At 33.3% G+C, this 12,501-nt stretch carries 21 protein-coding genes; all 21 read right to left on the bottom strand.

What is annotated here, in order from left to right; genetic code table 11:
* Positions 1 to 152 precede the first annotated feature (152 nt).
* The gene (locus AC6I5B_RS08905; protein WP_004612646.1) at positions 153 to 695 is read right to left on the bottom strand and encodes a T6SS immunity protein Tdi1 domain-containing protein; all 543 of its coding nucleotides are present in this window, start codon (positions 693 to 695) and stop codon (positions 153 to 155) included.
* A gap of 4 nt (positions 696 to 699) precedes the next feature.
* The gene (locus tag AC6I5B_RS08900) at positions 700 to 1,923 is read right to left on the bottom strand and encodes a polymorphic toxin type 15 domain-containing protein (RefSeq protein ID WP_497773748.1); all 1,224 of its coding nucleotides are present in this window, start codon (positions 1,921 to 1,923) and stop codon (positions 700 to 702) included.
* Positions 1,893 to 2,567 carry an LXG domain-containing protein gene (locus AC6I5B_RS08895; protein WP_497773743.1) on the bottom strand — a complete coding sequence of 225 codons (675 nt, stop codon included), beginning with the start codon at positions 2,565 to 2,567 and terminating at the stop codon, positions 1,893 to 1,895. Before AC6I5B_RS08895 ends, AC6I5B_RS08900 begins: the two co-directional genes overlap by 31 nt.
* A gap of 58 nt (positions 2,568 to 2,625) precedes the next feature.
* Positions 2,626 to 2,880, bottom strand: coding sequence for a DUF5344 family protein (locus AC6I5B_RS08890; RefSeq protein WP_144167005.1), 255 nt, complete (start codon positions 2,878 to 2,880; stop codon positions 2,626 to 2,628).
* A 17-nt stretch (positions 2,881 to 2,897) separates the two neighbouring features.
* On the bottom strand, positions 2,898 to 3,185 hold the full coding sequence (locus AC6I5B_RS08885) for a DUF5082 domain-containing protein (protein WP_497773766.1): 288 nt from the start codon (positions 3,183 to 3,185) through the stop codon (positions 2,898 to 2,900).
* A gap of 174 nt (positions 3,186 to 3,359) precedes the next feature.
* On the bottom strand, positions 3,360 to 3,656 hold the full coding sequence (locus AC6I5B_RS08880; RefSeq protein ID WP_004612649.1) for a DUF4176 domain-containing protein: 297 nt from the start codon (positions 3,654 to 3,656) through the stop codon (positions 3,360 to 3,362).
* Positions 3,657 to 4,103: 447 nt separating this feature from the next.
* Positions 4,104 to 4,484, bottom strand: coding sequence for a hypothetical protein (locus tag AC6I5B_RS08875; protein WP_004612651.1), 381 nt, complete (start codon positions 4,482 to 4,484; stop codon positions 4,104 to 4,106).
* Positions 4,477 to 5,421 carry a hypothetical protein gene (locus tag AC6I5B_RS08870; protein WP_118208726.1) on the bottom strand — a complete coding sequence of 315 codons (945 nt, stop codon included), beginning with the start codon at positions 5,419 to 5,421 and terminating at the stop codon, positions 4,477 to 4,479. The genes AC6I5B_RS08875 and AC6I5B_RS08870 overlap by 8 nt, the downstream gene beginning before the upstream one ends.
* A 59-nt stretch (positions 5,422 to 5,480) precedes the next feature.
* On the bottom strand, positions 5,481 to 6,218 hold the full coding sequence (locus AC6I5B_RS08865; protein ID WP_497773747.1) for a T7SS effector LXG polymorphic toxin: 738 nt from the start codon (positions 6,216 to 6,218) through the stop codon (positions 5,481 to 5,483).
* Positions 6,219 to 6,277: 59 nt separating this feature from the next.
* Positions 6,278 to 6,532 carry a hypothetical protein gene (locus AC6I5B_RS08860; RefSeq protein ID WP_144167008.1) on the bottom strand — a complete coding sequence of 85 codons (255 nt, stop codon included), beginning with the start codon at positions 6,530 to 6,532 and terminating at the stop codon, positions 6,278 to 6,280.
* Positions 6,533 to 6,548: 16 nt separating this feature from the next.
* Positions 6,549 to 6,974 (bottom strand): DUF5082 domain-containing protein, encoded by a 426-nt coding sequence (locus AC6I5B_RS08855; protein ID WP_021739116.1) that lies wholly within the window; start codon positions 6,972 to 6,974, stop codon positions 6,549 to 6,551.
* A gap of 33 nt (positions 6,975 to 7,007) precedes the next feature.
* Positions 7,008 to 7,235: a DUF4176 domain-containing protein gene (locus AC6I5B_RS08850; RefSeq protein ID WP_497773413.1), complete on the bottom strand. Its 228-nt coding sequence runs from the start codon at positions 7,233 to 7,235 to the stop codon at positions 7,008 to 7,010.
* A gap of 114 nt (positions 7,236 to 7,349) precedes the next feature.
* On the bottom strand, positions 7,350 to 7,910 hold the full coding sequence (locus AC6I5B_RS08845) for a T7SS effector LXG polymorphic toxin (RefSeq protein WP_022250348.1): 561 nt from the start codon (positions 7,908 to 7,910) through the stop codon (positions 7,350 to 7,352).
* A gap of 15 nt (positions 7,911 to 7,925) precedes the next feature.
* On the bottom strand, positions 7,926 to 8,735 hold the full coding sequence (locus AC6I5B_RS08840; protein WP_497773746.1) for a hypothetical protein: 810 nt from the start codon (positions 8,733 to 8,735) through the stop codon (positions 7,926 to 7,928).
* A 6-nt stretch (positions 8,736 to 8,741) separates the two neighbouring features.
* Positions 8,742 to 9,338, bottom strand: coding sequence for a DUF6792 domain-containing protein (locus tag AC6I5B_RS08835; RefSeq protein ID WP_497773745.1), 597 nt, complete (start codon positions 9,336 to 9,338; stop codon positions 8,742 to 8,744).
* A 14-nt stretch (positions 9,339 to 9,352) separates the two neighbouring features.
* Positions 9,353 to 10,177: a DUF5037 domain-containing protein gene (locus AC6I5B_RS08830; RefSeq protein ID WP_243132350.1), complete on the bottom strand. Its 825-nt coding sequence runs from the start codon at positions 10,175 to 10,177 to the stop codon at positions 9,353 to 9,355.
* Between the two features lie 229 nt (positions 10,178 to 10,406).
* A complete protein-coding gene (locus AC6I5B_RS08825) occupies positions 10,407 to 10,763 on the bottom strand; it encodes a hypothetical protein (protein WP_004612662.1) in 357 nt (118 codons plus the stop codon).
* On the bottom strand, positions 10,757 to 10,897 hold the full coding sequence (locus AC6I5B_RS08820) for a hypothetical protein (RefSeq protein ID WP_004612663.1): 141 nt from the start codon (positions 10,895 to 10,897) through the stop codon (positions 10,757 to 10,759). Before AC6I5B_RS08820 ends, AC6I5B_RS08825 begins: the two co-directional genes overlap by 7 nt.
* Positions 10,898 to 11,062: 165 nt before the next feature.
* Positions 11,063 to 11,167: a hypothetical protein gene (locus AC6I5B_RS08815; protein WP_442872470.1), complete on the bottom strand. Its 105-nt coding sequence runs from the start codon at positions 11,165 to 11,167 to the stop codon at positions 11,063 to 11,065.
* A gap of 191 nt (positions 11,168 to 11,358) precedes the next feature.
* Positions 11,359 to 11,835: a DUF5085 family protein gene (locus tag AC6I5B_RS08810; protein WP_004612665.1), complete on the bottom strand. Its 477-nt coding sequence runs from the start codon at positions 11,833 to 11,835 to the stop codon at positions 11,359 to 11,361.
* Positions 11,832 to 12,269, bottom strand: coding sequence for a hypothetical protein (locus AC6I5B_RS08805; RefSeq protein ID WP_044987157.1), 438 nt, complete (start codon positions 12,267 to 12,269; stop codon positions 11,832 to 11,834). Before AC6I5B_RS08805 ends, AC6I5B_RS08810 begins: the two co-directional genes overlap by 4 nt.
* Positions 12,270 to 12,501 lie beyond the last annotated feature (232 nt).

The following is a 12,501-nucleotide window of genomic DNA, read 5'->3' as shown; positions in this document are numbered from 1 at the left end:
AAAAACATATCCACCCTAATAAATCAAGTCTCTTTCCTTTAAAATCAAGGATTTTTAAAATTTCTATCTCATCTAACAGTATTCTTCCGCTATCTACGGCAACATCTTAAAAATTACGGTCTTATATGAAAATTTATTACTATTATGAATTCTTACTCTATTTTACCTACCAATTCAGTAATTAATTCAATATGTACTTTTATATTTACTTTCTCTAAACAGTTAGCTTCTTTTTTTCCTCCTAATGGCAATAATGGAACAAATCCAAAGCACTCGTTGTTTTGCAATTTACCATATAATTTTATCGCATCTTCATACAAAGGGATGTCAAAATTTATTTTTTTAAAGCTATCATCTTCCAAAAAACGTATAAATAATGAAATTTTTTTTCCTATAATAGCACTTTCTTTTTCTTTATATTTTATAATACCAATATAGCCATCTTTTTTGTAAACAATAACATCACCGAAAGCCGTAATCATAAATGGTAAAGAGTTTTCCGCATCAAAGTAGGTATCTTTTATTACTTCTTGATATTCAAATGGATTTATAAAGCGAAAATATCCATTTAAAAAATCTCCACTGCCATAATTACATAAAATGTCACTAAGTTCTTTTGGAAATATTTTTTTAATTTTTTCTTCTGTTATATTATCAAATTTATAATTTTCTTTAAAATCACTAAAAATAGACATATACTCATTCCCCTTTCTTTATATATGTTAATTTTATATTTAGTTTTATACTTTCCCATTCGTTTTCAGGTATTTTATTAGCAAAACTCATGATTTGTTTTTCTAAGTCATCTATACGGTAACGCCATTGAGCACCTAATGATGAATTTACATTTTTGTCTCCTAATCCAGTTAAATTCATAGAATTTCCACCAGCAATCTGATCCGGATTATGTAATACTGCCTTTGACTTTATCCATTCATCAGCTACTTTAACAGCATCATCATAACTCATTCCATTTTCAAACAATTCTTCTATTTTGTCTTGTTTAAATTTATCTCTTAATTCTTTTTGAAACTGATTAGCTTTCTTATTTCTTCCTGCAACATTATATTTTTTTCTGTTTTCAACGAACTCAGCAATTGTTAAACTATTTAACCCTTTTTCCTGATTTTCTAATTGTCTAGCAAATTCTTTTTCATCAAATTTCGACTTATAATTGAAAACAGTATTTATTTCTGGCATTTCAACTTTACTAACTTCAGAAATAGGATAGATTGATTCTGATTCGAGTCTATATCTATAATTATCCAAATCTGTTTTTCTCGCTACATCTCCAATTTCCGATACTGAGCTATTCGCTGGGTTTCCTGACAAAACTCCTTCTACCACATTGCTTCCCAGCATTGCCAATATACGGCTATCTGTACTTTGGTAGATTACATCATAAGCCTTATCTTCTGCTACATTACCAATCAATATCCTTCCACCATCTACGGCGATAGTTTTAAATTTCGCAGCACCTGTTGTTCCTTTTAGGATGCCACTCAGCGGCAATGCCATTGCTGAGATCATAGTACTGGCATTTCCTATAGTATAATATAATTCCGGATTTCCTGCAAACAGTGTATCACGAATAGGATTTTCTGCCATTGTAAATCCATCCCCAGAAAAACCGAGAGATATATTATTCATTCCTTCTGTTGCGTTCGATAATCCATATAAGGTAGATGTCCCTCCCACAACAGTTGCACTAAAAAACACAATAGGAGCAGCTGTTCCCGCAGTTGCTAAGATTAATGCTGTTCCCACTGTTGCGGATACAATTCCTGCAAGAAGCTGTTTTAATCCTTCCGCTTTCCTGTCATCAGAAAGTTTATCGTTCATTTTATCTTCAAACTTTTTCATTGCGGCTTCGTACTGAGCCATGTTCTGGGCTACAAAATTTCCACTTGCTTCATAGCCCATCTGCAGCCTTTGATATGCCGGCAGCATTGCAATAGACCAGCCTGATAATTGGTTACTGATACAGCAGAGCTTCCTGTTCTTGCTATCAAAATAGACCTTATAGACTCCATCATAGAGTCCATATTCTGTGTGTCATTTTGATGCGTTTCCTCATAATCACCAATGTCACTGTTTAAAGTTTTAACACGACTTTCCATCAGCTGATAAGAAAGTACTAAAGATAAACCTGAAGGCTGTACAACTGAAACAATATCACTAACATTGGAAATAACACTATTGATTTCTTCTCGTAAATTTTCAAAATCTTCCCGTCCCTTCTCCAATGCTTGCTGTTGTTCCTCCAATATTTCCTGTGGAATTTCAGCCGCATAAGAAGAATCAATTCCATAATATCCCTCTGCATATACTGAAAGTCGTACCTGAAACTCAGTTAATAGCTGCTGCAGTGATCTAATCACAGGAATATGTACTTCTTGTATATAATTTTGTATGCTTCTCCCAGTTTCCCCTTGGATACAGGGTGTTACTACAATCGTTTCTAATGCCTGATAAACGGACTCTAATTGTGTCCCCCATTCGCTTAACTGACTAATCATCTGATTTTGTACTTCCAACAACTCTTCAATTTTCACATGGTATCCCATAACACACCTCCTCCTTGGGTGCTTCTTTTCAAATTCTGTATTTTGCAACCGCTAAATGTCATGGTTTTATTAACGATTGTTCTGCATAAGTCATACAGGTACTGACATCTTGTAGTTTTCCCACATCTTCCTGCAATAAAGTTTTATAATTTCCAAACAATTCCGATAAAGTCTGATAGGTTTCTAAAAATGCTTCTAAAGTTTTCATATCCCCTGTAATTTCCGGCTGTTCTTTACTTTTTTTAATACCTTGGCTGGCTGCAGATAACGCTGCCACATTCGAATTATAGGTTAATTTATTTAATTCAATCATTGACAGTCCCCCTCTACTTAATTAAGCAATGTTTCAATATAATTCCCCAAAGAGTTAATCTGACTTTTTAGCCAGCCAATCACGCCTTCTTGATCATAAATCTGATTTTCCAATCTTGTGATTTCATCCATAATCGCATCTACGGCTCGATCGGTTTCATCATAATATGTTTGATAACAAGGTTTAAGCTGTTCCTCAGCAATTCCTTCATACTTTTCTTTATTAGATCCTTTCCAACTGCTACATGAAAGTTTTTGCGTAATGTCAAATTTCTCCGACTCTATATTGAGTTTATAAGTCTGCAGTTTCTGTTTTGCATCTTCTAAACGCTCAATTTTCTTTTCTAATCCCTAAATTTCATTTTGGCACTCTGAAATCCTATAGTTTGCTTGAGTAATTTCATATTCTGCGGATGAAATAGCAGCTTGATTTTTGTTTGCCATGCATCACACCTCCTCCCTATCCAGAAAGCAAAAGTTTTATGACTCATTTTCTATTTTTAATAATCCATCCAAATGTTCTTTCAAACTTTTCTGCATTCGAAAATCATCTTCATCTTGAAAACCTTTTTGAATTACTTCTTCAATATCCTCATGATTGAGATACAACACGTTTTCCCCAATCAAGCCTTCTGGATAAGTACAAGCAACATAATCAAAATATTTTTGCTCTCCTTTGAGAATTGCCACAACACCTCTTCCAATCAAAACGAGCTTTTTTACACTTCCTTTTACAAGAATTACAGAACCTAATGGTAAAAACTTTTCTTCTTTCATCAATACTTTCCTCCTGCTTTCAAATTACATTAAAATAATTTTATTGATTTTCTTTTCAATTGTAACTCTTCTGCTGCACTTTTGATCTCTTGTACAATTTTTAAAACTATTTGACAATTATTTTTAATCTCCATAAAATTCTCCCTAATATTTTGGAACCCGCACTTTAACATAAGCTCCATTATGGAACAATAAACCATCTTTAAACTGTGGAAGTTCCTTTGCTGAATTAATCGGGAAACATGATCATCTTTGTGTTTTCCACTGCCTGCTGTACCTAGGTAAACTGATCCTGCCACTCTTCTATCTAACCAGATATTGTCTCTAGTGCCCGATATAATTTCTCTGTCCTCACATGATAACTGGAACGCATATGTACTCTCTCCTTCTTAAGTTTACCTATTCCCTTGCTATTTTTCTTATAGGTGTGCAAAGGAATTTATTGTATTACCAATCTTCTGTCAAAATTTCTACCTTTGTAACAATATCTTTTTTAAAATTAATTCTATATACTTTCCACCCAGCAATAAGATTGTCTTCTATTCTGTATTCATATGCTTCTATTTCTTTTGTCCCCTTTTTTGTTTCCGTTTTATTAGGATTTCCAAGTAATGTTTCTATTTCTTCTCTTTTCATTCCTATTACTTCATATTGTTTTTCAAAGCTTTTAATAAATTTATATCTTTTAGAATCAGTACTTGCTTCCCATCTATTAGGCGTAAATTTTTGTTCTTTAGTTTCAAAATATACCGCACATATTCCTATCAAAACTATAAAAAATATTCCATATCCAATTGTTAAAACCACAATTTGTTTCTTTTTATTCACTTATACACTTCTCCTGTTCCAGTTGGTAGTTTTCCATAATCCATTGAACAAATGTTTCCTTCCCTTTTTGGATTTTTTTCTCAATTATAGGATCACTTCCATCTTTAATAAACTCACTTGCAATAGTATCTACCTTCAATATTTCATCTAATTTGATAATTCCGTCACCAATATTTCCACTACCTAAATTAGAAAGAAATTCTGTTTGCCTCTTTGTTTCGCCTGATAGTAGGCCACAATTATACTCATTTATTATATCTAAAACCGAGTCACTATCATCACATTTAATCATACGTTCATAAATATTTATAGCATCTACATCTGATGCAAAATCTCCCCAATCTACTTTTGAATCATCAATTTCCAATCCGTTATTGAAATTCCATCCCCAACGTGTTGAATCTATATCACCTTTAAAACTAATTTCATATTTGGTGTATATCCTTCCATGTTTACTATTAGCCAAATCTACAATTTCTTTCATTGCTTCATCAAGCAAATTATTAGGTTCATAAGAAAATGCGGAATATTGTATCAGCTCATGTGCAAAATCTTTTGTAATCGTTGAAGAATTATATCTAAAAGTATCAGCATTTATGTCACTATATATACTGTCTTCAAACTTAATTCCTGCATCTAATATATCTTGTTCACTAGCACCATGTTGCAAATTAACTAAAACTCTAAAATCTAATATTTCTTGTTCTGATAAACCACTTTTTTCCAATTCTTTTATTGCTTTTTCTAAGCTTAAAGTCCCAGCTGTTATTTGAAAACGTTTTGCATTATAATTAATACAAAGAGGTGCTAAAACGCTAAAAATATAGTGTATTTTTTCCTGAGTTTCCATTTTTAAGCCTGTTTGCCTTTCCAAATTTCTAAATACTTTTGTTATCAAAACACTCTGTTGCTTAGTGAATCCATAATGTGCGTTCATAGTTTCCCACATCTTACTGTCATATACATTTTTTAGATAATTTACATCTTGATTTGGGACTATACCTTCAATTCTATCTTCATTTTTTTCATTGCAGCTTCGTACTGATCTATGCTTTGGGCTACATAATTTCCACTTGCTTCATAGCCCATCTGCAGCCTTTGATATGCCGGCAGCATTGCAATAGAACCAGCCTGATAATTGGTTACTGATATAGCAGGACTTCCTGTTCTTGCTATCAAAATAGACCTTATAGACTCCAGCATAGAGTTCATATTCTGCGTATCATTTTGATGTGTTTCCTCATAATCACCAATGTCACTATTTAAAGTTTTAACACGACTTTCCATCAACTGATAAGAAAGTACTAATGCCAAACCTGAAGGCTGGACAACTGAAACAATATCACTAACACTGGAAATGACGCTATTAATTTCTTCCCGTAAATTTTCAAAGTCCTCCCGTCCATTCTCCAATACTTGCTGTTGTTCCTCCAATATTTCTTGTGGAATCTCAGCCTCATAAGAAGAATCAATTCCATAATATCCCTCTGCATATACCGAAAGACGTACCTGAAACTCAGTTAAGAGTTGCTGTAGTGATCCAATCACAGGAATATGTACTTCTTGTATATAATTCTGTATGCTTTTCCCGGTTTCCCCTTGGATGCATGGTGTTACTACAATCGTTTCTAATGCCTGATAAACCGTCTCTAATTGTGTTCCCCATTCACTCAACTGGCTAATCATCTGATTTTGTACTTCCAACAACTCTTCAATTTTCACATGGTATCCCATAACACACCTCCTCCTTGGGTGCTTCTTTTCAAATTCTATATGTTCCAACCGCTAAATGTCTATCGTTTTATTAAGGATTGTTCTGCATAAGTCATACAGGTACTGACATCTTGTAGTTTTCCCACATCTTCCTGCAATAAAGTTTTATAACTTCCCAACAGTTCTGATAAAGTCTGATAGGTTTCTAAAAATGCTGCTAAAGATTTCATATTTCCTGTAATTTCCGGTTGTTCTTTACTTTTTTTAATACCTTGGCTGGCTACAGATAACGCTGACACATTCGAATTATAAGTTAATTTATTTAATTCAATCATTGACAGTCCCCCTTACCTAATTAAGCAATGTTTCAATATAATTTCCCAAAGAGTTAATCTGACTTTTTAGCCAGCCAATCACTCCTTCTTGATCATAAATCTGATTTTCCAATCTTGTGATTTCATCCATAATCGCATCTACGGCTTGATCAGTTTCATCATAATATGTTTGATAACAAGGTTTAAGCTGTTCCTCAGCAATTCCTTCATACTCTTCTTTATTAGATCCTTTCCAACTGCTACATGAAAGTTTTTGCGTAATGTCAAATTTCTCCGACTCTATATTGAGTTTATAAGTCTGCAGTTTCTGTTTTGCACCTTCCAAACGCTCAATTTTCTTTTCTAATCCCTGAATTTCATTTTGACACTCTGAAATCCTATAGTTTGCTTGATTAATTTCATATTTTGCAGATGAAATAGCAGCTTGATTTTTATTTGCCATGAATCACACCTCCCTGTCCAGAAAGCAAAAGTTTTATGACTCATTTTCTATTTTTAATAATCCATCCAAATGTTCTTTTAAACTTTTTTGCATTCTGAAATCATCTTCATCTTGAAACCCTTTTTGAATTACTTCTTCAATATCCTCGTGGTTTAGATATAACACGTTTTCTCCAATCAAGCCTTCTGGATAAGTACAAGCAACATAATCAAAATATTTTTGCTCTCCCTTGAAAATTGCTACAACACCTCTTCCAATCAAAACAAGCTTTTTACACTTCCTTTTACAATAATTACAGAACCTAATGGTAAAAACTTTTCTTCTTTCATTGCATTCATACCTCTCATATTTAAAATAAAACAGAACGTTTCTTAATTATTTAGAAAATTTCATTCGCATTAAAGTTATTCCTTCATCAAGTAAACTCATATCATTCGCATGTGACACATCATATTCTCCAATTTTTTCGTTAATGTCTGTCAATGTAACCATAAGTGTATCAATTTTCTCTGGAACTTGAAACTCGATGGAATAACTGAATAAATCATCTACTTTACTAAGTTCATCTACGATATTCTCATAAATGTCAGTATAACTTTCTTTATATAAGTTTAATTGTTTCTGCTGTCTTTCTAACACATCTTGTTTAATAATTGCTGTATTTGACTCCTCAAGTTCCATAAATCCTAGTACGTATTTAGAATAATTTTCTTGGAATAGATCTAGAAGAGCTTCTATCTCTGTTTTTATTGGCATATGAATATTTTTTATGTTATCTTTTAATTTTGTACCAGCTTCACCTTGCAATTCGTTTGTATCTCCTAAAACTTCCAGAGTTTTTCCAACCTCTTGTAGCTCTTCTTTCCAACGCTCAATTTGTTCCTGCGATTTAAGCTGTAAGCTTAAAATTTCTTCCATTCTAAGATAATATCCCACATTCTTCCCCCTCTCTTATAATATATCTTTTTCTTTAAGAAGCATAAGTTTTCCCGCTTCTCTATAAGAGTCTGCACTTGCTATAAGAAATGTTTTATACATTTTCATCAAATGATCCAGGTTCTGATATGTTTCTGTCATATTGTTAAGAGATATAAGTTTACTTTCCATATCCAAATGCCCATAAGTACTTGTAATCCTCCCCGCTTTCTTTTTGAAATCATTTACTTGTCTAAAATATGGATTTTTAAATAGTGCAATAAAATCCACACCTGCTGCCGCCCATTTAGAAATTCCTCTTTCAATGGAATCCCAAATTTCCATTCCTATATGGACGCCATTTTGAAATGTATCTATAAAGTACTTGCATACTTTCTTTCCAAATTCCTTTGTATTTTCGGATTCTTTTGCCAAAAGAAAAAGATTTATTAAGAAGATTCCATCTACAGCCAAATTCCGTACTACTCCAGGGGCTTCATTTTCTATTTTTCTTATGACTACACCAACCGTTTTTGCAAAGTCATCCATCTTACCATTTTGGAAAAATTCTGTATCGTGTTCCATCATCCAGCGCCAGACAAAACCGGTATCATGTTTTTGAAACAGAGCGCCATCTGTCAATTTTTCCAAATCATATATTTCATAAACCCTATCGTCTGTTCGTATAGATTGGAACATTTCATCTGGCATTTGATTAAGTAAATTTCCGATAAAAGACCATTGATAGTGTTTCACATGGGAAGCCATATTATCAATTTCTAAAGCATGTGACAAAAGATATTCATCGGAGTATCCTGGTCCGTCCAAATTGTAAATCGTTCCCACTTTGTTCTACATGTTTGCAGGCACTGTAATTCCAGCATGCTGTGACAGATTTCCACCTAGAGAATGCCCCGAAAAATCAAATGTTGTATAATTATCCCCATATTTTTTATTCATATCTTTCACAAAGTTCTGTGCTGCTTTCTGCTGTTCCGTTAAAATATTATTGAATAAAGCGATATCTGCATTGATCCAGTCTTGACGTAGCTGATGCGTAGTGTCACTTTCACTTCCTCGGAAACCGAATATCGACTGACCTTCTCCACAATCAATCATACATCCATAAAATCCCGAATTTGCATTATCATCTTTTACTTCCACGATCTCCCACTGTGCATATTCTGAATTTTTTATCTCCTCTATAAATGCCTTTGCTTCCTCGAAACGCATCTGCTCGTATTCACTCAATTTTGTCGTTTTGGGATCTTTATTTCCATATACTCGATTAATATACTGTTTTTCAATATTGTCGTTAGATACTTTGAAAATATTTTCTAATGTTGCTGAACCATATTCTTTCTTTGCATCACGTATGTCTTTTTCTTCAATATTCATATATGCTATTTGTGAAGCCACCAGTGCATCTTTATCTGTTGTTGGTCTCATACAAATTTCTTCTCCTATTGAAATATTTCTTGTTCTTCTCCCCGTTTAGCTGCTTTGAACACCTCTAAAGAATCATCAAATGTCTTTGAATTACTTCGCATGATTGTTCCAAAGTAAGGTTGATTTTCAATAATCTCTTCAAAGCTACTTCCTTCATCTCCAGGTGCTCTTACTTCTAGTATTTTCTCTGCCTGTTGAAAATTCTTTTTATCTAAATAATAAACATAAAATAAAGCTTGCCCTCCCATCTCTTTTTGGAATACTTCCTCATACATCTTATATTCTTCTTCATCTGTCGTTCCAGTCATCGTGGTAGCGTCAAGATAAACCCAAATAGTCCCTAGTGTTTTATAATCTGGTTCGCTTTGGTTTCGAAGTGCAGCATAGTTTTCCCACTTTGAAATTTCTTCTATAGATATACCCTGCCATTCTTCCATTATTCCTCTAATTTGCCCTTGAATATAGTAGTTCTCTGCCACCAGTGAAACTGCTTTCTCTACCTTAGATTCCATCTGCTTTGCCAAAAGACGTTCTGCATATCCATCATCAATAACCTCTATTTTTGCATTTTTCTCTTCTGGATAAAAATAGCTTCCTTCAAATGGATGTTTTGGATCACTTTTTGCAATACATGTTGCATAAATTGCTCCATTATCTGATGGTAACAGTTTAGGTTGGTTCCAAGACAGTACTTCAAATTCTTCTCCGTATTTTTCCTGTAAATAACTCTCTATCGCCTTGGTTATAACTTCTTTTTTCGTATCCATTCCACATCCTCCCAACATTATGATTAAGAAAAAACTCACTAATAGTACTGATTTATATCCTCCTCTTTTCAAACCGATTTCCTCCTATCTGTGGCACTTTTCTAATGAATAGTTACATGACTTTTACTAATTTAGTAATTTGGTAAGCCAATTATCCAAATCATTAAGTACCATCTTCAATTGTTCAATGATGCCTTCATGCTCATATCGCTTGTTCTCCAATTGTGTAATTTCATCATTCAATGCATCTTGTAAGCTATCTACATCCTGGTTGAAAGCATCACAATCTTCCAATGCTTTCTTATGCAATCTGGTAATCTTGAAGATACTCTTCCAAAATTCTTTTACAGTCCATTTTCTTCTGAACAGTTCCCATATCTATATCATAAAACAAAAGTTTACAGGTTTCTAATTCTGTATATCGTTCAATGTAGGTTTTGAATTCATTTTGGATTTCGATTTCAATACCTATAACATATTTTCCCGGAAATAAAAAAGGAACCACATCTCTATCTACATCTTCAGGCATAAAGTAGGACCATTCTTCATTTTCATTGTAACTATTCCATTCTTGTCTATTCTTTTTTGTAGAGCAACCTGACAGCAGAAAGGCAAACACAAGAGTCAATGCTATAAATTTCATTCTATTTTTTAACATTTTTTCTTATCTTTTCTCTGTAACTCAATCTGATGTTTCATCAGTTCTAAAGTCTGTTCCACTAATTTTTCAGAAGGTTTATTCTTATCCATTCTTTCTTTATATTTTTCTACCCAGTTTTCTATATTATCCATAACGATCACCTCCCCATCTAATCAACATCATAGTACATATATCCGTTCTCATTTTTGCATTTTTCAAAACTCTTGCCATTTCAAACAAAAGTCCAAACGTATATGTGAATGGTTCTGAATAATTTTTTGAATTCTTAATATTTACTTTTTTATTTGTTTCTACGCTCACATATATTTTTCGTCAAATCTATATCTTTCAAGAGCTTCAGAAATATCAATAACTGTGTTTGCAATTATTTCTCCTTCTTTATAAACAATGGCCACATTCACAGAATGATTCCAAACACATGATGTAATAGAAGTGTTTCGAACCTTTAAATGTATATCACATTTTCTCCAAAAATGAAGTGACAATCCCTTGAAAAATTATTCCAAATAGCCCACATATAGACTACTCCCGGATAATTTTAATCATTACACATATATTTCAATTCATTCTATATAGAATTTAATATGAATTTTTATGCACTTACTTCCGAGCCGCAGTCTATTTTCTCCTTCAGCTTCGCCACCACAACCTTCACAATGCAATACGCTTTTTTCCCTCGTGGAACAATTTCGTGATAAAAAGGTGAGATAATCTTCATACCATTATTCCTTGCCACTTTCATCAATTGCAGATATGCCCCTTCCATATTCGTTTCATAATCATTTTTCACAACAACACTAGTCATGTGTGAAATCATAAGATAACTTCGATAGGTCAGTTTCTTTACGCCTTTATGCCTACTCTCCTTTGCACACAACATGAATTCTATAGACAATTTTTCTTCATCTATTTTATTCAGAGCATAAATTAAATTGCCATCTGCTATCAATCCGGCATTCCGAAACAAACGGTAAAATTCCTCAATACACTTCCCGACATCCGATGGTGCAATATCATCATATCTTTTGGAATATACATTCATATATTGAATACTCTCATACTTGCTCATGCCTGACTCTCCCCTTCTACCGGAACATAAATATCCACTACTTTACCACCAGGAATATTAAAAATGGCATAGAAAACTTCCCTGCTCCATAATTTCTGGCGATTCAACTCTTCCTCAATCTCCTGTGGCACCTCAAGAATCGTTTTTTCCCCCATAAGTCTACGCAGATACACACAATCCTCATAGATAATCTGCCTATAAAATCTCTCCTGCCCTTCTTCCTCAATCCCTTCCGTCCTGTTCACTGATATTAAGAGTTCATAATCTGTATTCTGCACATCTCGATTATGCAGGATAACTGGTCCTGTCATATAAATTCCTTTTTCAAGCAGTTTTTCTTCCAACCGGTGTAACTGGTTCTTGTCAAAGAGATTTTTCTCCTTTGATCGAAATACAGCAATATTTTCCAAATATAAGTTTTTTCTTTGTAGCATTATTCCTCTCCTGTTCCTCATCTTGTTTCAGTCTTACCTTAACATTACTTCTATGCACTTTGCATATCAAACATATCAAAGTTGTATACGGTTTAAATATCAAAATTTATTTAGAAAAAGCCATGCAAAGTAAACAAAAAATATGATGACCACAATGAAAACTATAAACACCAGTTCCACCATATTGGAAGTAATGTCGGTTCTTGTCCTACATTACAAACTTTTAACTCTG

The organism is Faecalimonas nexilis, assembly GCF_059731825.1.
Note: the sequence above shows the minus strand (reverse complement) of the source record. Positions and strands in the feature narration are given on the sequence as shown.